29 protein-coding genes and 1 tRNA gene are annotated in these 22,514 nt (G+C 68.3%); 7 read left to right on the top strand and 23 right to left on the bottom strand.

Going from position 1 to position 22,514, the window contains the following annotated elements; all coding sequences use genetic code 11:
• Nucleotides 1-9: 9 nt before the first annotated feature.
• The 18 genes from AC3A6Y_RS06025 to AC3A6Y_RS05940 all read right to left on the bottom strand — a co-directional run bounded on the left by AC3A6Y_RS06025 (nt 10) and on the right by AC3A6Y_RS05940 (nt 10,107).
• Nucleotides 10-237 carry a hypothetical protein gene (locus AC3A6Y_RS06025; RefSeq protein WP_487867298.1) on the bottom strand — a complete coding sequence of 76 codons (228 nt, stop codon included), beginning with the start codon at nt 235-237 and terminating at the stop codon, nt 10-12.
• Nucleotides 234-746, bottom strand: coding sequence for a hypothetical protein (locus tag AC3A6Y_RS06020; protein WP_487867297.1), 513 nt, complete (start codon nt 744-746; stop codon nt 234-236). Before AC3A6Y_RS06020 ends, AC3A6Y_RS06025 begins: the two co-directional genes overlap by 4 nt.
• Before the next feature lie 106 nt (nt 747-852).
• Complete coding sequence (locus tag AC3A6Y_RS06015) at nt 853-1,818, bottom strand: hypothetical protein (RefSeq protein ID WP_487867296.1); 966 nt, start codon at nt 1,816-1,818, stop codon at nt 853-855.
• 24 nt (nt 1,819-1,842) lie between these two features.
• Nucleotides 1,843-2,037 carry a DNA-binding transcriptional regulator Fis gene (locus tag AC3A6Y_RS06010; RefSeq protein ID WP_487867295.1) on the bottom strand — a complete coding sequence of 65 codons (195 nt, stop codon included), beginning with the start codon at nt 2,035-2,037 and terminating at the stop codon, nt 1,843-1,845.
• 2 nt (nt 2,038-2,039) lie between these two features.
• The gene (locus tag AC3A6Y_RS06005; RefSeq protein WP_487867294.1) at nt 2,040-2,396 is read right to left on the bottom strand and encodes a hypothetical protein; all 357 of its coding nucleotides are present in this window, start codon (nt 2,394-2,396) and stop codon (nt 2,040-2,042) included.
• 18 nt (nt 2,397-2,414) lie between these two features.
• The gene (locus AC3A6Y_RS06000; protein WP_487867293.1) at nt 2,415-3,263 is read right to left on the bottom strand and encodes a hypothetical protein; all 849 of its coding nucleotides are present in this window, start codon (nt 3,261-3,263) and stop codon (nt 2,415-2,417) included.
• Nucleotides 3,263-3,466, bottom strand: a complete 204-nt coding sequence (locus AC3A6Y_RS05995; protein WP_487867292.1) for a hypothetical protein — start codon at nt 3,464-3,466, stop codon at nt 3,263-3,265. Before AC3A6Y_RS05995 ends, AC3A6Y_RS06000 begins: the two co-directional genes overlap by 1 nt.
• A gap of 99 nt (nt 3,467-3,565) precedes the next feature.
• The gene (locus AC3A6Y_RS05990; protein WP_487867291.1) at nt 3,566-4,420 is read right to left on the bottom strand and encodes a helix-turn-helix domain-containing protein; all 855 of its coding nucleotides are present in this window, start codon (nt 4,418-4,420) and stop codon (nt 3,566-3,568) included.
• 21 nt (nt 4,421-4,441) lie between these two features.
• Nucleotides 4,442-5,479, bottom strand: a complete 1,038-nt coding sequence (locus tag AC3A6Y_RS05985) for a helix-turn-helix domain-containing protein (protein WP_487867290.1) — start codon at nt 5,477-5,479, stop codon at nt 4,442-4,444.
• Nucleotides 5,476-5,730: a helix-turn-helix domain-containing protein gene (locus tag AC3A6Y_RS05980; RefSeq protein WP_487867289.1), complete on the bottom strand. Its 255-nt coding sequence runs from the start codon at nt 5,728-5,730 to the stop codon at nt 5,476-5,478. The genes AC3A6Y_RS05985 and AC3A6Y_RS05980 overlap by 4 nt, the downstream gene beginning before the upstream one ends.
• The gene (locus AC3A6Y_RS05975) at nt 5,727-5,981 is read right to left on the bottom strand and encodes a hypothetical protein (RefSeq protein ID WP_487867288.1); all 255 of its coding nucleotides are present in this window, start codon (nt 5,979-5,981) and stop codon (nt 5,727-5,729) included. Before AC3A6Y_RS05975 ends, AC3A6Y_RS05980 begins: the two co-directional genes overlap by 4 nt.
• 101 nt (nt 5,982-6,082) lie before the next feature.
• The gene (locus AC3A6Y_RS05970; RefSeq protein WP_487867287.1) at nt 6,083-6,298 is read right to left on the bottom strand and encodes a helix-turn-helix transcriptional regulator; all 216 of its coding nucleotides are present in this window, start codon (nt 6,296-6,298) and stop codon (nt 6,083-6,085) included.
• 167 nt (nt 6,299-6,465) lie between these two features.
• Nucleotides 6,466-7,095: a hypothetical protein gene (locus tag AC3A6Y_RS05965; protein ID WP_487867286.1), complete on the bottom strand. Its 630-nt coding sequence runs from the start codon at nt 7,093-7,095 to the stop codon at nt 6,466-6,468.
• On the bottom strand, nt 7,092-7,514 hold the full coding sequence (locus tag AC3A6Y_RS05960; RefSeq protein WP_487867285.1) for a hypothetical protein: 423 nt from the start codon (nt 7,512-7,514) through the stop codon (nt 7,092-7,094). The genes AC3A6Y_RS05965 and AC3A6Y_RS05960 overlap by 4 nt, the downstream gene beginning before the upstream one ends.
• A gap of 4 nt (nt 7,515-7,518) precedes the next feature.
• Entirely contained in the window at nt 7,519-7,905 is a 387-nt protein-coding gene (locus tag AC3A6Y_RS05955) for a hypothetical protein (protein ID WP_487867284.1), read from the bottom strand.
• A gap of 2 nt (nt 7,906-7,907) precedes the next feature.
• Nucleotides 7,908-9,149 carry a tyrosine-type recombinase/integrase gene (locus tag AC3A6Y_RS05950; protein WP_487867804.1) on the bottom strand — a complete coding sequence of 414 codons (1,242 nt, stop codon included), beginning with the start codon at nt 9,147-9,149 and terminating at the stop codon, nt 7,908-7,910.
• Between the two features lie 177 nt (nt 9,150-9,326).
• Nucleotides 9,327-9,401: transfer RNA gene (locus tag AC3A6Y_RS05945), tRNA-Arg, on the bottom strand.
• A gap of 43 nt (nt 9,402-9,444) precedes the next feature.
• Nucleotides 9,445-10,107 (bottom strand): TetR family transcriptional regulator, encoded by a 663-nt coding sequence (locus AC3A6Y_RS05940; protein ID WP_487867283.1) that lies wholly within the window; start codon nt 10,105-10,107, stop codon nt 9,445-9,447.
• Between the two features lie 171 nt (nt 10,108-10,278).
• On the opposite strand from AC3A6Y_RS05940, the gene AC3A6Y_RS05935 reads away from it, so the two are divergent.
• The 4 genes from AC3A6Y_RS05935 to AC3A6Y_RS05920 all read left to right on the top strand — a co-directional run bounded on the left by AC3A6Y_RS05935 (nt 10,279) and on the right by AC3A6Y_RS05920 (nt 16,871).
• Nucleotides 10,279-11,559, top strand: a complete 1,281-nt coding sequence (locus AC3A6Y_RS05935; RefSeq protein ID WP_487867282.1) for an efflux RND transporter periplasmic adaptor subunit — start codon at nt 10,279-10,281, stop codon at nt 11,557-11,559.
• Nucleotides 11,560-11,572: 13 nt separating this feature from the next.
• A complete protein-coding gene (locus tag AC3A6Y_RS05930) occupies nt 11,573-14,737 on the top strand; it encodes an efflux RND transporter permease subunit (protein WP_487867281.1) in 3,165 nt (1,054 codons plus the stop codon).
• Nucleotides 14,730-16,151 (top strand): efflux transporter outer membrane subunit, encoded by a 1,422-nt coding sequence (locus tag AC3A6Y_RS05925; RefSeq protein WP_487867280.1) that lies wholly within the window; start codon nt 14,730-14,732, stop codon nt 16,149-16,151. Before AC3A6Y_RS05930 ends, AC3A6Y_RS05925 begins: the two co-directional genes overlap by 8 nt.
• 96 nt (nt 16,152-16,247) lie before the next feature.
• On the top strand, nt 16,248-16,871 hold the full coding sequence (locus AC3A6Y_RS05920; protein ID WP_487867279.1) for a c-type cytochrome: 624 nt from the start codon (nt 16,248-16,250) through the stop codon (nt 16,869-16,871).
• 69 nt (nt 16,872-16,940) lie between these two features.
• Here the strand turns inward: AC3A6Y_RS05920 and AC3A6Y_RS05915 are convergent, their stop codons facing one another.
• The 4 genes from AC3A6Y_RS05915 to AC3A6Y_RS05900 all read right to left on the bottom strand — a co-directional run bounded on the left by AC3A6Y_RS05915 (nt 16,941) and on the right by AC3A6Y_RS05900 (nt 19,785).
• Nucleotides 16,941-17,480, bottom strand: coding sequence for a DUF2946 family protein (locus tag AC3A6Y_RS05915; protein WP_487867803.1), 540 nt, complete (start codon nt 17,478-17,480; stop codon nt 16,941-16,943).
• A 59-nt stretch (nt 17,481-17,539) separates the two neighbouring features.
• Complete coding sequence (locus AC3A6Y_RS05910; protein WP_487867278.1) at nt 17,540-18,508, bottom strand: YheT family hydrolase; 969 nt, start codon at nt 18,506-18,508, stop codon at nt 17,540-17,542.
• Nucleotides 18,509-18,512: 4 nt separating this feature from the next.
• Nucleotides 18,513-18,962: a YybH family protein gene (locus tag AC3A6Y_RS05905; RefSeq protein ID WP_487867277.1), complete on the bottom strand. Its 450-nt coding sequence runs from the start codon at nt 18,960-18,962 to the stop codon at nt 18,513-18,515.
• 64 nt (nt 18,963-19,026) lie between these two features.
• Complete coding sequence (locus AC3A6Y_RS05900) at nt 19,027-19,785, bottom strand: hypothetical protein (RefSeq protein WP_487867276.1); 759 nt, start codon at nt 19,783-19,785, stop codon at nt 19,027-19,029.
• 50 nt (nt 19,786-19,835) lie between these two features.
• Between AC3A6Y_RS05900 and AC3A6Y_RS05895 the strand changes: the two genes are divergently transcribed.
• From AC3A6Y_RS05895 to AC3A6Y_RS05885, 3 genes are read left to right on the top strand one after another with little or no spacing between them, the layout of a single operon-like run.
• Nucleotides 19,836-20,438, top strand: a complete 603-nt coding sequence (locus AC3A6Y_RS05895; RefSeq protein ID WP_487867275.1) for a LemA family protein — start codon at nt 19,836-19,838, stop codon at nt 20,436-20,438.
• Between the two features lie 8 nt (nt 20,439-20,446).
• Nucleotides 20,447-21,385, top strand: coding sequence for a TPM domain-containing protein (locus AC3A6Y_RS05890; protein WP_487867274.1), 939 nt, complete (start codon nt 20,447-20,449; stop codon nt 21,383-21,385).
• Between the two features lie 2 nt (nt 21,386-21,387).
• The gene (locus tag AC3A6Y_RS05885; protein WP_487867273.1) at nt 21,388-21,912 is read left to right on the top strand and encodes a TPM domain-containing protein; all 525 of its coding nucleotides are present in this window, start codon (nt 21,388-21,390) and stop codon (nt 21,910-21,912) included.
• 18 nt (nt 21,913-21,930) lie between these two features.
• Here the strand turns inward: AC3A6Y_RS05885 and AC3A6Y_RS05880 are convergent, their stop codons facing one another.
• On the bottom strand, nt 21,931-22,509 hold the full coding sequence (locus tag AC3A6Y_RS05880; protein ID WP_487867272.1) for a Crp/Fnr family transcriptional regulator: 579 nt from the start codon (nt 22,507-22,509) through the stop codon (nt 21,931-21,933).
• Between the last annotated feature and the right edge of the window lie 5 nt (nt 22,510-22,514).

Below are 22,514 nucleotides of genomic sequence, written 5' to 3'. Positions count from 1 at the left end.
TCGCCCTATTCAACCCCTCGTGCGCAGGCGGACGACGAGCGCGTCCATGAAACGATCACGGCGCGGCGCGGGCGGCAGCGCCGGATCGACACGGCACGGCGCAATGCGCGTGGCGCCATACGGTGCTCCCGCGGCGTGCATGGCCCGCTGCGCTGCCACCGCCGCCGTGGTCACGCGCGAGCGGGCCAACAGAGCCTCGATCTCGGCGGTCTGCCGTGCAAATTGGTCGTGGATCACTGGCCGGCCTCGCTTTCTTCCTTGGGCAGCACCTGCACCAGCAGTGCCTCGCCGGGCTGCAGCGCGTCGAGCGCAGGATCGCGCTGCGCCTCGGTGCCGAAGTCGGGTGCCACCGGGTCGTGCAGGTTGGCATAGGCGACCCACACACGGAACAAGACGCTCACGCCCGGCTCATCGGTGGCGACGTTCACGTACTGGCCCACGGCCGGCTGCGGCGCACCTTCGTCGTCAGCGAACACCACCAGCAGGCACATGGTCGGCGGCGAATCCGCTTCGATCGCGCCGGCCGCAATCGCCAGTGCAATGGGATCGCAGTCGATCACGCGAAAGCGCGCGGAGCCAAGGCGGACAACCTCAGGCTCGGCAGCGTCTGCTTCGGCCCACGTGTCAGGGTTGTTGTCGTCGAAGGGCTGGCCGTCGGCGTTGAGAGCGACGCTCTGCAGCAGTTCAGCGGCGAGAGCCCGCGCTTGGTCGTCGGGGGCGCGCTCGGGATAGGTTTCGGGTTGCATGGCGGGTGTTGCTCCGGGTTGATTGGTGGATTGGTGGCGGCGGCTGGCGCGGCCAATGGCGACCAACGTGCGAAGCCGAGCGGCATGCTCAAGGTGCTTCGCGATGTCAGGCACGAGCATTTTCTTGCTGCGCGAGAAGCGCCTGGAGCGCGCGGGCGATGGCGGCTGAATTGGGGTCGCTGCGGCCGGTGTATGTGGCCATGGCCGCGCGGATGTCGGCAGCGCTGGCCGGCGGCGGTAGCTTGGCGCCGCGCTGGACGGGGTTCGCCACGATGCGGCGCGAGGTCTTCCGCTCGGTGGCTTTGTCGGCTTGCGCCTGCGTGGCACGGACGGTGATGACTTTGGGCGGCCCCGGTCGATCAAGTTGCTTGCGCGGGCCCTCGATGGCCTCGGCGATCCTGCGGCGCACCAGCAGCGAGGAAAGGCTATCGAGCGCCCTCACGGAATGCTTGCAGCAGGCGCCGGTCAATTGCGGGTTCCTGATCTTCGGGAAGCCGGTTTCCTTGCGGCCATATGCCCAGCCACCGACGCTCGCGAGGTAGCGAAACCAAAAAGTGTGCGCTTCACAACTGCAGTCCCAGCGGATCGGCGTCTCGGCCACCAGCCACGCGGCGGCCTGCTGCGGCGTCGAGGGGCGGGCCACTGCGGCGGTGAAGCTCGGGAAGTCCACTTCGACGAGATGCCGAGCCACCTTGCTTGCCGGCCCAGAGTCCGTAGCGAGGCGCAGCGTTGATCCGCGCATGAGCACCACGACCGCGAAACGAATCTCGTCGCGGGCGCGCTTGAGTTCGATCGGCCGACTCATGGCGATGGCCTCGCGCGCGGTGATGCCGGCGCGCAAGTTCGTGCCAACCTCGGCGATGCGCGCGCGGAACCGCGCCAAGTCGTCAGAGGTAAGGGGGCGGGCCGCGCCATCGATCGTCGTCATCAGCACCTTGGCCGGCGACGTGGTGCCCTGAACGGCCGTTGGCGAGAGGATCGTGGTTGCCCCCTGCCGACGGGTCAGATCAGCCTCGCGAATGCGCCGGAGCGCCTGTTCGGTGTTGCCGACCTTGATGCGTGGAGCGGTCATTGAACAGGCGCCCACGGTTGCACGTCACGCCACAAATACGCCTTCCGGCCGCGCGCCATGGCAATGAACAATGGATTTTCGATCGCGCTCGATCATCATGGGCAGGAAGGTGCGGGGATCGACGCCAAGTTCTTTGCAGGCGGCTTGGAGATTGCCGGTGCGGGCCATGGCCGCCTCGGCTTCCTCGACCAGAGCCACGGGGTAGTCAGAGTGCGGCATCGTCACTCTCCGTCCATGCCCTTGGCACGACGACGCGCGCGGACTTCCGCCTGACGCTCCTGAGCCTGCTGCATGACCTTCACCAAGTCGATTGCGCGCTCGTCCGTCAGATCGAAAGCCGCGACCTCGACGGCCTGCCTGGGCCTGCCATGACCGCGGTCAAGCAATGCCACGCTGGCCGACACGCGAGCAGCTGCCGGGGCTTTGCCGTTGGTGGCGATATCAGCGAGGGTGCTGATGGCGGTGCCGGTGTACTCCTGAGCCAAGGCCTTGACGTCAGCAGTCGCCTTGTTCTGGGCGCCAGCCTTGCGGCCTCCAGTTTTTGCCTGCCCCTTCGGGCGGCCTCGTGTCGTTGCCATTTTCTAAACTTTTCTACTTTAGAAATTCAGGGTGGCCTCGACGGCCCGGCGCGCGGCAATCAGCGCCTCGAACTCGGGCATGTCGGCCAAGAGGGATTCGTCGCCCGTCTCGCCGAACTTGCGCAGGGGCTCCATGGCCGTCTTGATCTCGGCGATCCGCGCTTGGACGTGCTCGCGGCGTTCCTCGCGGCTCGGGCCGGCCGCGCCGACGTTCAGCGCAGCGATCTGATCTGCGTCCAATCCTGCTTGCTGCAGCAGCAGCCGGCGCGATTCCGCGGCGTTCGCGAAGCCGACCGGCGGCTGGCGTAGCGCTTCGGCCTCGCGAACCAGCGCATCAAACTCGACCTGCAGCGCGCTCAGGCGGTTGCTCACGGCATTGCGCAGGGGCGCGCGGCGGCTAATGCAGGCCTTACTGGCGGCATCGTGGCGAGCATGGTCATCCCTCGAAGATTCGGCCAAGTCGTCGAGTTCCTCGGCACGCTGGTTCAGCCCGGCGATGACAACGGCGGCGGTCAGGCCGTCCGGGTCGATGCTGGCGACAGCGCGATTGATTTCCGCCCGGTAACCGGCCAGATCAATCAGACGTTGCAGCTTGAAGCGCACAGCCGCTGCGGCGCGCTGGACCGCGGGAGAGCGGAATGCCGCGTCCATGGCGTCAGCTTGGGCCGTGGTGAGGTCGGAGCGGGTCAGGGGCGAGTCGGTCAGGGCGAACATGGTCGGTGCTTGCATGTGGTTGGCGTGCGCGTAGAGGGCCGATTGGGGTTTGACGTGGCGCTGGGGTACCGAAGGCGATTTCGAGGCAGCCACGGGGCTCGCGGTGGCTTTCGTGAAGCCGGGCTGGCGGATCGAGCGGAAGAAGTCGAGCATCACGCGGCTGCCTCGGATTCGCTGGTCTGCCGGCGGCGCGACGCGAGGTAGGAGCGCACATCTGCAGGCGCGTACCGGATCACGCCCTCGACGGTGATGTACACCGGGCCACGGGGCGGTTTGGCGCGGCGCCAGTTTCCGGGCGTGCCGTCGGCTACATCGAGAACGCGCGCGAGTTCTTCTTCGTCGATCAGCGGCTCCAAGTCGGGTGCTGTGTTTTGATCTGTTTGATTCATGACCGTCGAGTTTTCGCCACACAAGTAAATCAACGATGGGTCTTTTTCCGAATCGAGCGAGCGCGCTCAGGCTGCGCCGTTCGGGTCGTTCGCCGCCAGTTCTGCGAGGCGGGCGCGCTGCTGGGCGTCCTCGTCGTCGTGTTGTGCCTGGCGGATGCGGACCTTGAGCGCAGCGCCTTCCAAGCTGTCGATCGCGTCGAGCATTTCCTCTTTGCCGCCGTACCCAGCGCGCAGGCGACCGGCCCGTGCCACGCACGTTTCGACGGCGTGCAGAAGCGCCCTGATGTCGGTGACGCCTGCGCCGACCACGCGCTCGTCGGTGTCGAATGCGTCCGCGATCCGCTCGGCTGCAGCCGTCAGGGCCGTGCGCACTGCACGCAGGCAGGCATTGCGGCGTACCGCACGCACGTCGCGCTCGGGATCGTCGCTGCGGCCTGCAAGGTAGTCCAGGCTCACTCCGAGCGAATCACTAAGCGCGATCAGACCCGCGATCGTCGGCGGGCGCTTGCATTGCTCCCACTGACTCAATTGCGCGCTGTTCTTGTAGCCGAGCGTCCTCGCGAGTTCGGTCTGCGACAGGCCGTTCAATTCCCGGGCCATCACGATCCTGTGGCCCAGCACCTTCGCCGTGAGCCCCCGGTCGGTCATGAACTGGGCACGGCCAGCCTCTTGCATGTCGCCCGCTTCGTCGAGTTCATCAACAAGGGCCGAGCGGCCAGCAGGCGCGAGCAGGCCGGCGAAGTGCGGGCCAGGGGCGGCGAGGTCATGATCGCGATCGGTGCCCCCCGTTTCGGCGACGGGCGTGGCGGCGGGGGTGGCGATGGGGGCGGAAGCAAGTGAGGTCATGGCGGCGGCGGCGAGGCGCGAGTGGGGTTGCGCGGGGATGGGTGCGAACTGAAGCGAAGCAGTCGGGAAGTTCATGGCGTCGGGTGCTGGTAGGGTTCAGCCGACTACGCGGCCGGCGACATCGATGACACCGCCGGGCTCGTCGTCGCCGATAAGGTCGGCAAGGTGGGCGGCGCGGCGCTCGGCACGACTTTCTCCAGTGCCAAGCATTTCGGCGCGCGTAGCAGCGCGGCGGTCGGCGCGGCTTCCTCCGAAGTTCTTGAGGCCGGCCATCGTTGCGACGCGGCGCTCGACGGCGCCGGTCAGGCCGCGCATCGTTGCGATCCGGCGCTCGGTGAGGCTGGAACCGGGGCGGCCGGACTCTTCGACCCACTCGGCGCGGAACCCGACCCAACTGCGAACAGCAGAGAGCTTCACGGCCTCGTCGATCGACATGCCGGCCTTCGCTGCTTCGACCTTCGTGGCTTCCCACGCCGTTGCTGTCAGCGGCGACCTCTTGGCCGCGCGGATCGCCAGCCAGTCCTCGGCGTGCTTCTGCTGGACCCCGTCGGCCACCAGTTGCTCGGCAGTCACGAACTGCGAAGCTGCCCGCCGCTTCCGGGCGGCCTTCGGGAGCGCGCCGCCATCGGCCTGCGGCTCATGAACGTCAGGGTTGCCGACATGCGTGTATTTATCGTCTGACGGTTCCTGATGGTTCAATGACGGTTTGTCTGCACCCGGTTGCAGGGGGGACATGCACCCGGTTGCAGGGGTCTGCGCACCCGGCTGCAGGGGTGCACTCTCCTGCAGGGGTGCAACCGGGTGCAGGGGCGCAACAGATTGCAGGGGTGCAACGGGATGCAGGGGTTCGCGGTCCTCGCGACCAGCGCCGAGGCGATCCAGCAAGACGCGGTACATGTTGGTTCCGCGCGGCCCGGCACCCAGCTTCACTTCCAGTTCGCCGCTGTCCTTCAAATCCCTGATGGTGTAGTTCGCGGCGCGCGCCTTCACGCGGCACTTCCGTGCGAGGGTCGCCACGCTAGGGTATGCGCGACCTTGGTCGTCGGCGAAATCGGCAACGGCCAACAGCATCAACAGGTGTGCACCGGAGTGGCTGGATTCCTGCCACACACGGCTCATGACGAGGATGCTCATTGCATGCTCACCGTCGGCTCCGCGACCAGCGTGTAGAGCGCGACACCGACGTGCGAGAAGCCGTCAAGATCGACCACGATCACGCGAGTCGTCTGAATGTCGAACCCTTCGCCGCGCAGTTCAAAAACAGGAGTCGGGGCTTGGTAGCAGCCGGCCCGGCGCAATTCGTAGCTCGTGCGCGGGCGCTTGCGCAGCAGCCGCACGATGCGCTTGCGCTGGGCGGCGCCGGCCGTGAATTTGTCCTGAGTCATTGCGCACCACCGATCTGCGCCAGCAGCGCACGCACGTCGTAAATGTTGGTCAGGACGCGCATGCGGCCCCAGCGCGTGACGATGTAGCGCATGCGGCCGTCGATGCCGGGATCGGGATCGAGTTGCCAACCGTGGAGCGCGAAGCGCGCCTGCAGCGTGGCGTGGGCCTTTGCTTCGGAAAAGGTGGGCGGGTTCGAGGCGCCGCCAGCTTCGACAATGCCGCTGTCACGCCGGGGGGCGTGGCGATCCATCGTCACTTTCGCAGCCGCTCCGCAAGGGGTGGCTGCCTTTTTTTGCGCCGCCGAAATGTTCGGCGTCGGCTGAGGGTCGTTCCACGTGAGCATCGCGTCCCCTACTTCGCGGCCTGCGCGTCGCGCCACGCGGCCAGTTCATCGAGGTTGAAGACAACGGCACGGGCGCTCAAGCGGATGCCCTTCGGGAAGTCGTGGCGTTCGCGGCTCCAGCGCCAGAAAGTCGAGAGGCCGATGCCGAGGAAGTCGGCGCCGCCCTTGGGGCGGACGGAGCACGCCGGCGTGCGGGGCTCCTGCGGTTTGGTGGTTGCTGCCATATTCACTCCTGTAGCCCCGCTTGTGTTCAAGCGGCGGCTTGGGAGTGACTGTCGGTCTGCCGCCCGTCGCCGGGCTGGCCAATTTTTTAAATCCGGAAGATGCTATCTTTTTAATAGCAAGAGATTCGTTACCAGCCTTGCATCCAGGATGGCGAAATTAAAATTCGTTATTTCGCCAGAAGCAAAAATAGTCGGCCGGTGTCGTCCATTCGAGCGAACCCGCTCTTCACAAGGTCAGCGCCCATGTTCCGAGCTGTTTGGCGGTGCGCGCTGTTGCTCGCGTTCAAGAGTTTCCTGAGTTCGTCGGCCGCCAGTGGCTCTCCGCGCCGCTCTGCGTCTTCGATGAGGCTAAGCGCCGCCCGGCGCTGCTGTGTCAGCCTTACCCCGGGAGCGCGCGGAGCGACCGGCGGCGCCTTGCCGGTGGTGGCGCTCTTTCCAAGATGTGCTTTTACCCACCTGTCGTTCGGTACAGCGCGAAGCCGGAGTTCATGCAGAAGGTCGTCGAGGGATTGGAGCGAGGGCGTGAGCACATCCGCGGTGCAGCCGGCCGCTCGTAGTTGCTTGCGCGCGTGCTTCACGAGGCGAACTGCTTCGTCAAACACCCATTCCTGCATCTGGTTGGCGTAGTCGGCGAAATGGATCGCCGTCGCCGTCATGTCCGCGCCCTCGGCCTGTGCGCGCTCATTGATCGCGAGTTGGTGGCGCAGAGCCTTCGCAAGGGCTGTCGTCAGCGGGTCGCGGTCGCGGCGCGCGTCAACAGCGCGCAGCAAGTCTGCCGGCGATTTGCGGTCTGTCATTCCCACCACTTGCGGCCCATTGCCCTGCCGAGCGCGTCCAGTGCATCGAGCCCGGCCATTGCCCACTGCGCTGCGGCCACCACGGCGTCGCCGTAGACCGTCGCGGCGTTGTTGAACATCGCCAGCATCGCCGGGTCGTTCTCGTACTTGGCATACAGCGGTTCGAGGCGGTCGTAGAGGTCGTCAGCGAAGTAGTCGGCGGTGCCGTCGATCAGGCTCTGCAGAAATGCCACGTCAGCTGCCTGCAGAGCCGCGGCGCGAGCATCCTCGGCCCGGCGGATCAGGTCCATCATTCCGGCGTCGCCTCGTCCGACATACTGGGCGCGAAGCAGCGCCAGCTTCCCGGACACGTCAGCGGCCAGCGGGTCGGCCTCGCGGCGAATCACCGTGGCAAGCCAGCGGGCGTTTTCTTCGTACACGAGGTCAGGCGCCTTGACCGGCGGCGACCAGTTCCGCCGCATCGTTGCGGACGTTCAACCCGATCATCACGCGCGCATGCGCACGTTCGATCACGTGCGCGAGCGACCGACGGGCCTCGACGTGGGCCTGCATCCCGGCCGCATTTGCCGCGACACCCAACGCCGCCTCCCGCGGGAGGCCGGCGATCTGCTCGAACCACTGACCATCCATCGCACACATCGCGAGCGCTAGGCGCCGCTCGACTGCGAAGTCGGCAGACTGCATCGTCGCTTCTACGCCATCGATCCACCTCTTCGTCAACAGCGGCTCGCTCTGGAAGACCTCCTGCGCCGTCTGCTCTGCCGCACGCGCGTGAAGGTGAAACACGTTGGTCACGTTCCTGGCGATCATGCTTACTCCTCTGCACTGACAGCACGATTCACCGTCGGCAGGCTTACAACGTTGCAGGCACGCAGCCTGTCGAGATAGTCACCCCATCGCTGCATCATTTCCCGGCGGGCCGGCAGGTGTGTCGTGCGGTTGTAGGCGCGCCCGTTCGGGTCCTTGACGGTGTGCGCGAGCTGGTGCTCGATCAGGTCAACGCGCTCGCCCAGCACCTCATCCATGAGGGTGCGGGCCGTGGCCCGGAACCCGTGGGCGGTCATCACGTCCTTCGCGTAGCCCATTCCACGGAGGGCCGCGTTGACTGTGTTCTCGCTCATGCATCGCTCGCCAGTGCGCAGACTCGGGAACACATATTGCCCGTGGCCGGTCGCGCGATGCAGATCGCGAAGTAACTCCACCGCCTGGGTGCACAACGGCACGATGTGATCGACGCCCATCTTCATCTTCGCGCCAGGGATGCGCCACTCTGCCGCGTCCAAATCTACTTCGCTCCACTCCGCTGCGCGTAGTTCACCCGGGCGAACGAAGACCATGGGTGACAGCTTGAGGGCTGCCAGTGTGTATTTGTGGCCCGGGTAGCTGTAGATCGAGCGCAGTAAGGCGCCCACCCGTCCGGGTTCGGTGATGGCAGCGTAGTTGGTCTTTTCAACGGTCGCTAACGCGCCGCGAAGATCGGCTGTAACGTCGCGCTCCACCACGCCGGTAGCTACGGCATAGCGGAACACCTGTGAGCAAATCTGCACGATACGATGCGTGCTCTCGTGAATGCCCCGCGCCTCCATCCGGCGAGCCACCTTGTCGAGCACGTCTTTGGCCTTGATGGTCGCGATGGGCATCCTCCCAATGTAGGGAAACACATCCTTCTCAAGCCAATTCGTAATTTTTGCGCGCGTGACCCCGGCGCGCTTGTTGGAAGTCTTGTCCAACCAGTCGCGCGCGACCACCTCGAAGGTGTGAGCCGCGGCCTCCAGCTTTGCGACGCGCTCGTCGCGCTTCGCCGCACCAGGGTCGATGTCATCTGCCAGCAGTTCCCGCGCCTCCTCACGCCGCTTGCGTGCCTTCGCAAGCGACACCGCCGGGTAAACGCCCAGCGCCAGCGTCTTGCGCTTGCCACCATGGCTGTAGTCCATGCGCCAGTACTTCCCAGCCGGCTTGACCAACAGGTACATCGCGCCGCCGTCGGCGTATTTGTCGCCAGCAGTCTTGCCCGTGGGCTTCACTTGCCGAACGAAAGTGTCATTGAGTGCCATCATTCCCGCCTCCAAACGGTATCTCGACTTCGGTACCTCGGGAGATACCGTCAAAAGTAACGGTACTTCCGCGAGATGTCATGCTAAGTTGCGAGACTACGCGGGACAACAAAAAACCCGCGAAGCCTTGCAGCATGCGGGTTTTGAGAGGATGTGAGAACTTCCGGGCAGATGTTCTGGTCCCGCCGCCAGGAATCGAACCTGGATCTCAGCCTTCGGAGGGCCGAATTCTATCCATTGAAATACAGCGAGATGGGTCTCCGGCCCAGCGGCCGAAGCCCGCCATTATCACTGATCACGCAGCCCCCTTGCAGTTCCCCGCCCCCGCGCCCACCCCCGGCCTGCGCTCGAACCCCAGCCCTGCAAGGTAGACGTTGAACAGATGCCGCCCCGCCGGCACGAGATCGAACGCCCCGGGCTCCAGCAGCCAGTCCTGGATCAGCCCGCTGATCACCGCATGCAGCCCGTACGCTGCAGTCTTCGCGGGTATGGGCAGCTCGATTCCCGCCCGGCTCGCGGCATGCTGCAGCGCATGCACGAAGTCCGCCACGCATTCATTCCGGGCGCTGCGATGCCGCTGCAGCACCGGGGCCATCTCGTCCGTGTACTCGACCTTGAGTGTGGCCACCTCGAAGACCCGCCGCACCTGGGGATCGGTGGTCATCAGGCTCAAAGCCTGCACCATCACCTGCTCGATCGCGGCCAGCGGGTCATCGTTGGCCGCGCTGGCCTCGCGGGTGGCCGACTCCAGCGGCAGCGTGACGCGCTCCATCATGGCGTTGAAGAGGTCCGGCTTGTCCTTGAAGTGCCAGTAGATCGCACCACGCGTGGCGCCGGCCTCCTGCGCGATCTGCTGCAGGGTGGTCTGCGAAACACCTCGAGACTGGAACAGCACCTCCGCGGCATCGAGCAGCCGATGCCGGGTCGCCAGCGCCTCTTCCTTGGTACGACGGACCACTTTGCTCCTTTGACTCGAAACTTGTAAAACAACCGAACTCGTGAGGGTTGTGACTATACATTCACGAATGTATGTAAACTCGGGTCCCTCCTGATGGCCAGGCTCGCCGTATTGCTATAGGCACTCGCTGCGACCACGCGCCGTTCCCCGTCTCTGCTTCAAAGGAATCGCATGCCTCTCCTGCATGTCCCGCGTCATTCGTTGTTGTCCATGTCGCGCCGCACCACCTTTGCCGCCCTCGCAACCGCCGCGATGCTGTCGCTCGCCGCTTGCGGCAAGAGCGAAGCGCCGGCCGCCGGCGCAAAGGGCGGCGGTGCCGGCGGCGGGGCACCGCCGCCGCCCGAGGTGGGGGTGGTGGTGGCGACGCCGACCGACGTCGGCCTGCTGACCGAGCTGCCCGGCCGGCTCGAGGCCTCGCGCGTGGCCGAGGTGCGCGCCCGCGCGGCCGGCATCCTGCAGGAGCGGCTGTTCCGCGAAGGCAGCGACGTGAAGGCCGGCCAGCCGCTGTTCCGCATCGACCCCGCGCCCTACCTGGCCACCGCACAGAGCGCGCAGGCCGGCCTGGCACGCGCCGAGGCCAATGCGGTGCAGGCCAAGGCCCTGGCCGAGCGCTACAAGCCGCTGGTGGAAGCCAACGCGGTCAGCAAGCAGGAATACCTGAACGCGGTGGCCGCCGCGAAGACGGCGGATGCGGACATCGCGGTGGCCCGCGCCTCGGTGCAGACGGCCAAGATCAACCTGGGCTACGCCAGCGTCACGGCGCCGATCTCCGGCCGCATCGGCCGCGCGCTGGTGACCGAAGGCGCGCTCGTGGGCCAGGGCGACGCCACTGCGCTGGCCGTGATCCAGCAGATCAACCCCATGTACGTGAACTTCACGCAATCGGCCAACGAGGTGCTCAAGCTGCGCCGCGCGATGGAGGCGGGCCAGTTCAAGCGCGCGAGCGGCGGCGACGCCGCCAGCGTGCGCATCGAGCTCGAAGGCGGCACCGAGTACGCGCTGCCCGGCAAGCTGCTGTTCTCCGACCTCACGGTCGACTCGACCACCGGCCAGGTCACGCTGCGCGCCGAGGTGCCGAACCCGAAGGGCGAGCTGCTGCCCGGGCTCTACGTCCGCGTGAAGGTGGAACAAGCCCAGGCCACCAACGCGATCACGGTGCCGCAGCAGGCGGTCACGCGCACCCAGCAGGGCGACACGCTGACCGTGGTCGATGCCGAAGGCAAGATGCACAAGCGCACGGTGAAGATCACCGCGGCCCAGAACAACCAGTGGGTGGTGACCGAAGGCCTCAAGGCCGGCGAGCAGGTGATGGTCGACGGCTTCCAGAAGCTGATGATGATGCCGCCCGGCGCGCCGGTGAAGGCGGTGCCGTGGACGGCGCCGGCGCCTCAATCCGCCGCGGCCGCGGCTGCCCCCGCGAACGCTCCCTCGGCTCCGGCCGCGAAGCCGTAAGGAGCGCGCCCGCATGGCAAAGTTCTTCATCGACCGGCCCATCTTCGCGTGGGTGATCGCACTGTTCGTGATCGTGGTGGGCGCCGTGTCCATCACGCAGCTGCCGATCGCGCAGTACCCGCCGGTGGCACCGCCGGCCATCGTCGTCAACGTCGCCTATCCCGGCGCCTCGGCCCAGACGCTGGAGGACAGCGTGCTCTCGGTCATCGAGCGCGAGATGAACGGCTCCCCCGGCCTGATCTACATGGAATCGGTGGCGCAGGCCGACGGCACCGGCACCATCACCATCACCTTCGAGACCGGCACCAACGCCGATCTCGCCCAGGTGGACGTGCAGAACCGCCTGTCGCGCGCAACGCCGCGGCTGCCGGCGGCGGTGACGCAGCAGGGCGTGCGCGTGGACAAGTCGCGCAACAACTTCCTGTTGTTCACGATGCTGTCCTCCGACAACCCGGCGATCGACACGACGGCGCTGGGCGACTACGCATCGCGCAACGTGGTGCCCGAGCTGCAGCGGGTGGCCGGCATCGGCCAGGCCCAGCTGTTCGGCACCGAGCGTGCGATGCGCATCTGGATCGACCCGGCCAGGCTGCAGGGCTACAACCTGTCGGCGGCCGAGGTCAACGCCGCGATCCGCGCGCAAAACGCGCAAGTCTCCTCCGGCACCATCGGCGACCTGCCCAACGTCCCGGGCCAGGCGATCGCGGCCACGGTGGTGGTCAACGGGCAGCTCACCACGACCTCGCAGTTCGGCGACATCGTGCTGCGCGCCAACACCGACGGCTCGGCCGTGCGGCTCAAGGACGTGGCGCGCATCGAGCTCGGCGGCCAGGCTTATTCGACCTCGGCGCGCCTCAACGGCGAGCAGGCGGTGGGCATCGGCGTGCAGCTCGCCCCCAGCGGCAACGCGCTGCAGTCGGCCAAGGCGATCCGCGCCAAGATGACCGAGCTGGAGCGCTACTTCCCGCAGGGCGTGAAGTGGACCATTCCCTACGACAGCTCGCGTTTCGTGAACATCTCCATCACCGAGGTGGTGAAGACGCTGTTCGAGGCGGTGGCGCTGGTGTTCCTGGTGATGTTCCTGTTCCTGCAGAACTGGCGCTACACGCTCATCCCGACCGTGGTGGTGCCGATCGCGCTCCTGGGCACCTTCGGCGTCCTGCTGGCGCTGGGCTTCTCGATCAACGTGCTGACCATGTTCGGCATGGTGCTGGTGATCGGCATCGTGGTGGACGACGCGATCGTGGTGGTGGAGAACGTCGAGCGCATCATGAGCGAGGAAGGCCTCTCCCCGCTCGAGGCCACGCGCAAGGCGATGCGCCAGATCTCGGGCGCCATCATCGGCGTGACGGTGGTGCTGATCTCGGTGTTCGTGCCGCTGGCCTTCTTCGCGGGCTCCACGGGCAACATCTACCGGCAGTTCTCGGCGGTGATGGTGGCCTCGATCGGCTTCTCGGCCTTCCTGGCGCTGTCGCTCACGCCGGCGCTGTGCGCCACGCTGCTGAAGCCGGTGGAGGCCGGCCACCACCACGAGAAGCGCGGCTTCTTCGGCTGGTTCAACCGCGGCTTCGCGCGCACCGCCAAGGGCTACGAGAGCCTGGTGGCGCGCATCCTCAAGCGCGCGGCGCGCTACCTGTTGATCTACGCGGCCATCATCGGCGCGGTGGTGCTGGTGTACCGGCAACTGCCCACCTCCTTCCTGCCGCAGGAGGACCAGGGCTACCTCATCGTGAACGTGCAACTGCCGCCGGGCGCGACCAAGGAACGCATGCTGTCGGTGATGCAGGACGTCGAGAAGTACATGCTGAAGCAGCCCGAGGTGGAGAGCATGGTCGGCGTGCTGGGCTTCAGCTTCTCGGGCCAGGGCCAGAACGCCGGCCTCGCCTTCGTGACGCTCAAGGACTGGAAGGAGCGGCACGACCCTGCCCATTCGGCCGAGGCCTTGGCCGGCCGCGCCTTCGGTGGGCTGTCGGGCATCCGCGACGCCTTCATCTACCCGCTGTCGCCGCCGCCCATTCCCGAGCTGGGCAATGCCAGCGGCTTCAGCTTCCGCCTGCAGGACCGCGGCGGAGCCGGCCACGAGGCGCTGGTGAACGCACGCAACCAGCTGCTGGGCATGGCCGGCAAGAGCCCGCTCCTGACGCAGGTGCGCCCGGACGGCCTGGAGGACGCACCGCAGCTGCAGATCGACATCGACCGCGACAAGGCGAACGCGCTGGGCGTGAGCTTCGACGCCATCAACACCACGCTGTCGACGGCGCTGGGCTCGACCTACGTGAACGACTTCCCGAACCAGGGCCGGCTGCAGCGGGTGGTGGTGCAGGCCGATGCGCCGGCGCGCATGCAGCCGGACGACCTGCTGCGCCTCAACGCCAGCAACACCAGGGGCGAGCCGGTGCCGCTGTCGGCCTTCGCCAGCACGCGCTGGGTGACGGGTGCGCAGCAGACGGTGCGCTACAACGGCTATCCGGCGATCCGCATCTCGGGCTCGGCCGCGCCGGGCTACAGCTCGGGCGCCGCGATGGCCGAGGTTGAGAAGCTCGCCGCACAGCTGCCCCCGGGCTTCGGCTACGAATGGACGGGCCAGTCGCGCGAGGAAAAGCTCGCGGGCGCGCAGGCGATCATCCTGTACGTCTTCTCGATCCTGGCGGTGTTCCTCTGCCTGGCCGCGCTGTACGAAAGCTGGACCATCCCGCTGTCGGTGATCATGGTGGTGCCGCTGGGCGTCCTGGGCGTGCTGCTCGCGACGCTGATGCGCGCCTATTCGAACGACGTGTACTTCCAGGTCGGCCTGATCACCATCATCGGCCTGTCCGCGAAGAACGCGATCCTGATCATCGAGTTTGCCAAGGACCTGCAGGCGCAGGGCCGCGGGGTGGTGGAGTCGGCCCTGGCCGCCGCCCACCTGCGGTTCCGGCCGATCATCATGACCTCGCTGGCCTTCGGCCTCGGCGTGCTGCCGCTGGTGCTGGCCTCGGGCGCGGGCTCGGCGAGCCAGCGCGCGATCGGCACCGGCGTGATCGGCGGCATGGTGACCGGCACGGCGCTCGCCGTGATCTTCGTGCCGGTGTTCTTCGTGGTGGTGCGCAGCCTGTTCAAGGGCAGCGACCGGCAGCACGAGGTCGACAGGCGCCACGCCCAGGCTGCAGGCATTGAAGAAAGCCCCGCCCATGATTGAGAAGAGCTTCGTTTCCACCGTCCTGGCCGGCGCCGCAGCCCTGATGCTGGCCGGCTGCTCGCTGATCCCGACCTACGAGCGCCCCGCGGCGCCGGTGCCGGCCAGCTACCCGGGCGCGCAGCCCGCCGCCACGAGCCCCTCGCCGGCCTCGACGCTGGCCTGGCAGGACTACTTCACCGATCCGCGGCTGGCGAAGCTGATCGAGACCGCCCTGGCCAACAACCGCGACCTGCGCGTGGCCGTGCTCAACATCGAGCAGGCGCGCGCGCAATTCCAGATCCAGCGCGCGGCGCAGTTCCCGGCGGTCGATCTCTCGGCCAGCGGCTCGCGCTCCAGCCCGAACCCCCTGCAGGCGCTGGGGCTGGGCGGCAGCGTGGCGTCGAGCTACGCGGTCAACCTCGGCATCACGGCCTGGGAGCTCGACTTCTTCGGCCGCGTCGCCAGCCTCAAGGAACAGGCGCTGGCGCAGTTCCTCGCCACCGAGGAATCGCGCAAGGCCACGCAGATCAGCCTGATCAGCGCCGTGGCCAGCGGCTGGCTCACGCTGATCGCCGACGACGAGCTGCTGGCGCTCACGCGCCAGACGCTGACCACCCGCGAGGAATCGCAGAAGCTCACCCGCATGCGCTTCGACAGCGGCGTGGTCTCGGAGATCGACCTGCGCCTGGCCGACTCGCTGGCCGAGACCGCGCGGGCTTCCTATGCGGAGCAGCGGCGCCTGCGCATGCAGGACGAGAACGCTCTGGCCCTGCTGCTCGGCGCGCCGGTGCCGCCGGAGGCCACCGAGGGCGGCGCGCGCGGCCTGGATGCGGTCGCGCCGATGGCGGAGCTGCCAGCCGGCCTGCCCTCCGACCTGCTGGGGGAGCGGCCGGACATCCGTGCCGCCGAGCAGCAGCTGATCGCGGCCAACGCCAACATCGGTGCGGCGCGCGCGGCCTTCTTCCCGCGCGTGACGCTGACCACCTCGATCGGCACTGCCAGCAACGAGTTCTCGAACCTGTTCGAGCGCGGCACCAAGGCCTGGGCCTTCTCGCCGCAGCTGACGGTGCCGATCTTCGACGCCGGCCGCAACCGGGCGGGGCTCGATTCCGCCAAGGCCGGCCGCGAGATCGCGGTGGCGCAGTACGAGAAGTCGATCCAGACCGCCTTCCGCGAAGTCGCCGACGCGCTCGCCGGCCGCGCCACCCTCGGCGAGCAGCTGCGCGCCCTGCGCGCGCAGTCGGAGGCCGAGGCAGTGCGCTACAAGCTCTCGGACCTGCGCTACCGCAACGGCATCGCCAGCGCGCTGGACCTGCTCGACGCCCAGCGCTCGCTCTACGGCGCGCAGCAAGCCGCGGTGCAGATCCAGCTCGCGCAGCTGCAGAACCAGGTGGTGCTGTACAAGACGCTGGGCGGCGGATGGGCCACGCGCTGAGCGGGCGAGGACCGTCAGAGGGCGCTTTCGGGCGCCTCTCTATAATCGCCGGTTGATTAGAAAAAGCCCCCGACGAGCCCCCACACTGAGGACCCAATGAGCGACGACGCGCACTACCAGGCCACAGAAGACGCCCACACGGGCCCGATCAAGAACCCCAAACAACTGCTGCTGGCGGTCTTCTTCTCCTTCATCGCGCCGATCCTGATCATCGTTGGGCTGGTCTCGTACGTGACCTCGGCCAACCATCCGTCAGGCGACGTCCAGGGCACCGGCATGGCGCTCTACGGCGTGTCCAAGGAAGAACGCGACCGCGAGACCGCCGAGCGCCTCAAGAAGGTCGGCTCGATCGAGATCCGCGACGCCAACCGGCCGCTGGCCGCCGGCGAGGCGGTGTTCAAGGCCCAGTGCGTGGCTTGCCACGGCGCACCGGGCATCCCCGGAGCTCCTCACCTCAACGACGCCGCGGCCTGGGGCCCGCGCATCGGCCAGGGCTACGCCACGCTGCTGGAGCACGCGCTCAAGGGCAAGGGCGCGATGCCGCCGCAGGGCGGCGGCGATTTCGAAGACGTCGAGATCGGCCGTGCGGTGGTCTACCTGGCCAATTCCGGCGGCGCCAAGTTCCCGGTGCCGGACCGTCCGGCGACCGCAGGCGCACCGGATGCTGCGGCCTCGAATGCAGCAGCAGCGGCGCCGGCCGCGGCGCCTGCCAAGCCGTGATCGGGGCTTCGGCCCCTGCGACAAAAGAGCCCGCATGCGGGCTCTTTTTTTATGGGCCTGCGCTTTCCTTCACTGCGCGGCCTGGACGGGACGGCCCGCGGCCGGGCTCATGACATGGCCGAAGCGCGCGGGCAATTCCTCCGCGCGCACGCTCTCCGGCACCCAGCGCCCCTGCTCGATGGCCTCGGCCGCATGACCCACGTCCTGCGTGTGCACCAGGCCCAGGCCGGGCGGCGCGACCAAATAGAGCCGGCCCTGCTCGTCGACCAGGCAGGCCGAGGGTTCGACCGGGCCGCCCGCATGCGAGCGCACCGAGAAATCCTCGCCGATCCGCCACACCCAGGGCGCGGCCTCCAGCTCCACGTACACGCGCTGCGGCCCGTTCTGGAAAAACCACTGGCCCTGCTCGTCGTGTTCGTAGTTGCGCTGGATGAAGTCGATCAGCTTCTCGTGCTCGAGCCGCGAGCCCTTGGCGGCGGGAAAGGCCCCCGCGGCCTGCGTGCGGTCGTCGCGCAGGTACCAGTTGCCGCGCGCATCGAGGCCCAGCCAGCCGTAGCAGTGCGGCACGTTGGGCCACTTGGCGAGCGCCTGTTTGACGATGTCGTCCATGCCGCGGATTCTGGCGCGGATCATGGCGCCGCGCCATCGGACGACGCCGCGTGCGCCGCTCAGAGGTGCCGGGCCAGCCAGTCGCCGACCCGTTCGGGCATGCCGAGCACATGGCCCGGCGGCCGCCCCATCGGAAAGCCCACGTGGCCGCCATGGGCCGGCTGCCACAGCGTGACGTGGCGGCCCGCCTCCTCCGGGCGCGGCAGGCTGGCGGCCGGCACGAAGGGATCGTTGGTCGCGTTCACCACCAGCGCCGGGATCCGGATCGCGTCCAGGTGCGGCTTGGCCGAGGCGCGGCGCCAGTAGTCGTCGGTGTCGCGAAAGCCGTGCAGCGGCGCGGTGAACACGTTGTCGAAGGCATGCAGGTCCGAGGCCGCCAGCAATTGCGCGCGATCGAACAGGCCCGGATGCTGGGCCAGCTTGGCCAGCGCCTTGGGCTTCATGCTGGCGAGGAACATGCGCGTATAGACCAGCCGGTTGAAGCCCTGCCCGATGGCCGCGCCGCCGGCCGCCAGGTCCAGCGGCGCGCTGATCGACGCCGCCGCGCTCACCACCTTCGAGGCTTCGGCGCCAGCCTCTTCGACCCAGCGCAGCAGCGCATTGCCGCCCAGCGAAACGCCGGCGGCAAGCATCGGGCCCACATGGCGGTCCCGCAGGCGCGCGAGGATCCAGCCCACCTCCTCGAAATCCCCCGAGTGGTAGGCCCGCGGCGCCAGGTTGATCTCGCCGCTGCAGCCGCGAAAGTGCGGCACCGCGTAGTCCCAGCCGCGCGACTGCGCGTGGGCCGCGAAGGCTTCGGCATAGTGGCTCTTCGACGAGCCCTCGAGCCCATGGAACAGCACCAGCAGCGTCTTTGGCCCCTCGCCTTCGGCCGCGAGGAAGTCCACGTCGATGAAGTCGCCGTCCGGGGTGGTCCAGCGCTCGCGTCGGTAGGCCGGCAGCGGCGCCTCGACCCGGCGCGCCCAGAGCGCGGGCCAGATGGTCTGGAGGTTGCCGCCCGGCAGCCAGAGTGGCGCAACGTACTGCATCGGCTCAGTGAAGGGTCTGCGGTATCCCGTCGGACTCGTCGGGCGCATGAACCGTTCCCGGACTCGCGTGGTGGGCCACCATGCGCCAGCCCTGCGCGGTCTTGTGATAGACGTTGGTGGCCAGCACGAAGGCATGGCGCGGGCCCTCGGCCGTCAGCACCTCGATGCGCTCCAGCACGTTGTGCACCGCGCTGGCCAGCGACTCCACCCGGCGCACGTGCGCCGGCGTGGCATGGATCGCGCCGTTGGCGAACATCTGCTCGAAGGCCGCGCGGATCGCGCTGGTGCCCACCAGCCGCGGGCCGCCCGGATGCACGCAGAACACCTCGTCCTCGTCGGCCCAGCAGGCCATCAGCGCATCGATGTCGCCCCGCTGCAGGGACTCGTAGAAGGTCGCCTCGACATCGTCGGCAGTGCCGGCCAGGGCGGCGGCGCTAAGTTTGGTCTTGGGCATGGTGGCTGCGGCTTGGGATGCCGGATTTTGCCTCGGGTGCGTGAAGGCCCCGGTCGCCGGCGCATCAGCTCCGCAGACCCGCCAGCCACGCCTCGGCCACCGCCTGGAGCTCGCCCTGCGCCGCCTGCCACACCAGCTCGGGCGCGGCCACGTGCACGCCCGGCGGCGCGATGCGCAGCGCCACGTCCACCAGCTCGGCCACCTTGCCGGCGCGCACCGGCTGCTCGCTGGCAGGCACCATGAAGCGGGCGATCGACAGCATCCAGGCCGCCAGCCGCTCGGCCGGATTGGCGAAGCGCGCGGCGGCAGGCTTGCGCGCCGAGCGCACGATGATCACGCGCTCGAAGCCCAGCGCCACCACCGCCTCCTCGTCGAGGCTGGCCAGCCCGCGCTTGAGCGCCTCGGGCAAGCGGCCCTGGTCGTGGGGCTGCACGACGGCCAGCGTGCGCACGCCGGAAGCCTTCAGCCAGCTCGCGAGAATGGGCAGCTGCGCCGGCTCGGGCGTCCACAGCGCGCGCTCGCGGTCGTAGTAGAGGCGCGGCGGCTCGAACGAGACCAGCGCGGCATCGGCCGCCGTGCGCGGCCATTGGGCGATGTCGGGGCCCGGGGCCAGCAGGGTCTCGACGCCGCGCAGCCCGTCGCGGATGGGCTCGCGCGCCAGCACGCGCGTGTGCTCGAAGCGATGCCGGCCGGCCAGCCGCCGCACCAGTTCGTGGCCCAGGGCCCCGGTGGCGCCGGCGATCAGCAGCGTGCCTTCGTCGCGGCGCACCGGCGGAGCCGCGCGGTTCGCGGCCTGCAATGCCTGGAAAGGGTCGACCGCCATCGGCCTATGCTAACTTCGCCTTTTCGAAAGAACGACGAAGAGGCTTCGACATGAAGATCGTGCAACGCTGGCTCCTGGTCCTCCTCGCGGCGCTCGCGCTCTCGGGCTGCGGCTACAACGACTTCCAGCGCCTCGACGAGGCCAGCAAGTCGGCCTGGAGCGAGGTCCTCAACCAATACCAGCGCCGCGCCGACCTGGTGCCCAACATCGTGGCCACGGTCAAGGGCGAGGCCAACTTCGAGCAGGAGACGCTGACCAAGGTGATCGAGGCGCGTGCCAAGGCCACCTCGATCCAGGTCACGCCCGAGACGCTCAACAACCCCGAGGCCTTCAACAGGTTCCAGCAGGCGCAGGGCGAGCTCTCCAGCGCGCTGTCGCGCCTGATGGTGGTGGCCGAGCAGTACCCCAACCTCAAGGCCAACCAGGCCTTCCGCGACCTGCGCGTGACGCTGGAGGGCACCGAGAACCGCATCACCGTGGCGCGCAACCGCTACATCCAGACGGTGCAGGAGTACAACGTGCTGGCGCGCAGCTTCCCCACGAACATCACCGCCAAGATCTTCAGCTACGACCCCAAGGCGAATTTCAGCGTGCAGAACGAGACGCAGATCTCGGCGCCGCCGACGGTCGATTTCGGCGCACCGAAGAAGTAAGCCTGGCGATGACAGCCGCCCGCATCCGGCGCGCGCTGGCAGCCCTCTTGCTGATGGCCTGCGCGCTGGCCGGCGCGTGGGCCCAGGACCTGCTGCCGGTGCCGCCGCTCGGCGCGCGGGTGATCGACCAGACCGGCACGCTCGACGCCGCCCAGCGCGAGGCGCTGGAAGCCAAGCTGGCCGCCTTCGAGCAGCAGAAGGGATCGCAGATCGTGATGCTGATGGTGCCGACCACCGCGCCCGAGGACATCGCGAGCTTTGCCAACCGCGTCGGCAATGCCTGGAAGATCGGCCGCAAGGAGGTGGGCGACGGCATCCTGGTGATCGTCGCCAAGAACGACCGCAAGATGCGCATCGAGGTCGCCAAGGCACTCGAAGGCGCGGTGCCCGACATCGCCGCCGCCCGCATCATCGACTTCGCGATGAAGCCGCGCTTCCGCGAGAACGACTTCGCGGGCGGACTCGATGCGGCGGCCGACCAGCTGATCGCGCGCGTCAAGGGCGAGGCGCTGCCGGAGGTGGATGCGAAAAGCGGCGACTTCGGCGGCGGCCAGGAGGAGCGGGGCTTCGACTGGGGCGACCTGGCGGTGTTCCTGTTCTTCGGCGTGCTGATCGGCGCGCCGATCGCGCGCGCCATCCTCGGCAAGGTGCTGGGCCCGCTGGCGCTGGGCGGCGTGGCGGGCGCCGTCGTGATGGTGTTGACCGCGAGCCTCGTCATCGCAGTGCTGGCCGGGCTCGCGGCCCTGCTCTTCACGCTGCTGTCGGGCGCCTTCGGTGCCGGCGCCGGGCGGCGCGGCGGCCGCGGCGGCTGGGGGACGGCTGCGGGCGGCCTGGGCGGCGGATTCGGTGGCGGAGGCTGGGGCGGTGGGTCTTCTTCGTCGGGCGGGGGCTTCAGCTCGGGCGGGGGCGGCGATTTCGGTGGCGGCGGCGCCTCGGGAGACTGGTAGCCATGGCAACCCCATCCCTCTTCTCCAGGCTGCTGCGCCTGTGGCGCCATCGCTGGATCGATGCGGCGGACGTGCAGCGCGCGCTGCCGCCCGAGGCCCTGCAGCGCCTGGGCGCCCGCGTCGCCGCCAGCGAGCGCCGGCACAGCGGCGAAGTCCGCATCTGCATCGAGGCCGGGCTGCCGTGGTCCTACATTCGGCGAGGCGCGGCGCCGCGCGAGCGCGCGATCACCCTGTTCGGAAAGCTGCGCGTGTGGGACACCGCGTACAACAACGGCGTGCTGATCTACCTGCTGTTGGCCGAGCACGCGATCGAGATCGTGGCCGATCGCGGCATCGATGCGCATGTGAATGCGGAAGAATGGGCGGCGATGGCGAAGCGCATGGCCGCGGCCTTCCGCGAAGGTCGCTTCGAGGACGGCATCACCCACGCGCTGGAGGAAGTCTCGGCGCTGCTGGTCGCGCACTTCCCGCTGGCCGAGGGCGCGCCCGATCGCAACGAACTGCCGAACGAGCCGGTGGTGATGTAGGGGCGCCGGACGACCGGCTCAGCGCCCGACCTGCTCTTCGAGCAGCCGTCGGTTGACCGCGTGGACCGCGTCCAGCTCCAGCTGCAGCGCGCGCGACACCTGAGACAGCGTGCGCAGGCGGCGGTTGCCCTCGCGCAGCCGTCCGGCGAGCACGGCGGAGATGCCCAGCATCATCCGGGCCGCCACCGTCGGATGGCTGTCGATCAGGCCCAGCAGCGCCTCGCGCGAGAGCACGCCCAGCTTGACGTCCGTGAGCGCCGTGCAACTGGCCGAGCGCGGCCCGCCGTCGATCACGCCCATCTCGCCCAGCAGGCTGCCGGGGCCGACCACCGTGATCACGACTTCGCCGTCGGGAATGCTGGCGCTGCTCACGGCCCGCAGCTGGCCTTCCAGCACCAGCACCATGTAGTCGTTGTCGTCCGCGTCGCCCTCCTCGAACAGCAGCGTGTCGGCCAGCACGTGCAAGGGCTTCATGACGTCGATCACGACTTCCGCTTCGGCGCGGTTCATGCCGGCCAGGGGAGCCGCTTGCACCATCAGGTCGATGGCGTGTTCGCGCAGATCGTTGCGGCGGGGGGGCGTGCGGGCTTGTGGCATGAAGA

Source organism: Variovorax sp. Soil_C_17 (genome assembly GCF_057657265.1).
This window is presented reverse-complemented; position numbering and strand designations above follow the sequence as displayed.

What these genes read in the sequence shown, in the direction of transcription:
- AC3A6Y_RS06020 (WP_487867297.1), bottom strand. Translation starts at nt 746, where the DNA reads ATGCAACCCGAAACCTATCCCGAGCGCGCCCCCGACGACCAAGCGCGG.
- AC3A6Y_RS06015 (WP_487867296.1), bottom strand. Translation starts at nt 1,818, where the DNA reads ATGACCGCTCCACGCATCAAGGTCGGCAACACCGAACAGGCGCTCCGG.
- AC3A6Y_RS06010 (WP_487867295.1), bottom strand. Translation starts at nt 2,037, where the DNA reads ATGCCGCACTCTGACTACCCCGTGGCTCTGGTCGAGGAAGCCGAGGCG.
- AC3A6Y_RS06005 (WP_487867294.1), bottom strand. Translation starts at nt 2,396, where the DNA reads ATGGCAACGACACGAGGCCGCCCGAAGGGGCAGGCAAAAACTGGAGGC.
- AC3A6Y_RS06000 (WP_487867293.1), bottom strand. Translation starts at nt 3,263, where the DNA reads ATGCTCGACTTCTTCCGCTCGATCCGCCAGCCCGGCTTCACGAAAGCC.
- AC3A6Y_RS05990 (WP_487867291.1), bottom strand. Translation starts at nt 4,420, where the DNA reads ATGAACTTCCCGACTGCTTCGCTTCAGTTCGCACCCATCCCCGCGCAA.
- AC3A6Y_RS05985 (WP_487867290.1), bottom strand. Translation starts at nt 5,479, where the DNA reads ATGAGCATCCTCGTCATGAGCCGTGTGTGGCAGGAATCCAGCCACTCC.
- AC3A6Y_RS05980 (WP_487867289.1), bottom strand. Translation starts at nt 5,730, where the DNA reads ATGACTCAGGACAAATTCACGGCCGGCGCCGCCCAGCGCAAGCGCATC.
- AC3A6Y_RS05975 (WP_487867288.1), bottom strand. Translation starts at nt 5,981, where the DNA reads ATGGATCGCCACGCCCCCCGGCGTGACAGCGGCATTGTCGAAGCTGGC.
- AC3A6Y_RS05970 (WP_487867287.1), bottom strand. Translation starts at nt 6,298, where the DNA reads ATGGCAGCAACCACCAAACCGCAGGAGCCCCGCACGCCGGCGTGCTCC.
- AC3A6Y_RS05965 (WP_487867286.1), bottom strand. Translation starts at nt 7,095, where the DNA reads ATGACAGACCGCAAATCGCCGGCAGACTTGCTGCGCGCTGTTGACGCG.
- AC3A6Y_RS05955 (WP_487867284.1), bottom strand. Translation starts at nt 7,905, where the DNA reads ATGATCGCCAGGAACGTGACCAACGTGTTTCACCTTCACGCGCGTGCG.
- AC3A6Y_RS05950 (WP_487867804.1), bottom strand. Translation starts at nt 9,149, where the DNA reads ATGGCACTCAATGACACTTTCGTTCGGCAAGTGAAGCCCACGGGCAAG.
- AC3A6Y_RS05935 (WP_487867282.1), top strand. Translation starts at nt 10,279, where the DNA reads ATGCCTCTCCTGCATGTCCCGCGTCATTCGTTGTTGTCCATGTCGCGC.
- AC3A6Y_RS05930 (WP_487867281.1), top strand. Translation starts at nt 11,573, where the DNA reads ATGGCAAAGTTCTTCATCGACCGGCCCATCTTCGCGTGGGTGATCGCA.
- AC3A6Y_RS05925 (WP_487867280.1), top strand. Translation starts at nt 14,730, where the DNA reads ATGATTGAGAAGAGCTTCGTTTCCACCGTCCTGGCCGGCGCCGCAGCC.
- AC3A6Y_RS05920 (WP_487867279.1), top strand. Translation starts at nt 16,248, where the DNA reads ATGAGCGACGACGCGCACTACCAGGCCACAGAAGACGCCCACACGGGC.
- AC3A6Y_RS05915 (WP_487867803.1), bottom strand. Translation starts at nt 17,480, where the DNA reads ATGGACGACATCGTCAAACAGGCGCTCGCCAAGTGGCCCAACGTGCCG.
- AC3A6Y_RS05910 (WP_487867278.1), bottom strand. Translation starts at nt 18,508, where the DNA reads ATGCAGTACGTTGCGCCACTCTGGCTGCCGGGCGGCAACCTCCAGACC.
- AC3A6Y_RS05905 (WP_487867277.1), bottom strand. Translation starts at nt 18,962, where the DNA reads ATGCCCAAGACCAAACTTAGCGCCGCCGCCCTGGCCGGCACTGCCGAC.
- AC3A6Y_RS05900 (WP_487867276.1), bottom strand. Translation starts at nt 19,785, where the DNA reads ATGGCGGTCGACCCTTTCCAGGCATTGCAGGCCGCGAACCGCGCGGCT.
- AC3A6Y_RS05895 (WP_487867275.1), top strand. Translation starts at nt 19,836, where the DNA reads ATGAAGATCGTGCAACGCTGGCTCCTGGTCCTCCTCGCGGCGCTCGCG.
- AC3A6Y_RS05890 (WP_487867274.1), top strand. Translation starts at nt 20,447, where the DNA reads ATGACAGCCGCCCGCATCCGGCGCGCGCTGGCAGCCCTCTTGCTGATG.
- AC3A6Y_RS05885 (WP_487867273.1), top strand. Translation starts at nt 21,388, where the DNA reads ATGGCAACCCCATCCCTCTTCTCCAGGCTGCTGCGCCTGTGGCGCCAT.
- AC3A6Y_RS05880 (WP_487867272.1), bottom strand. Translation starts at nt 22,509, where the DNA reads ATGCCACAAGCCCGCACGCCCCCCCGCCGCAACGATCTGCGCGAACAC.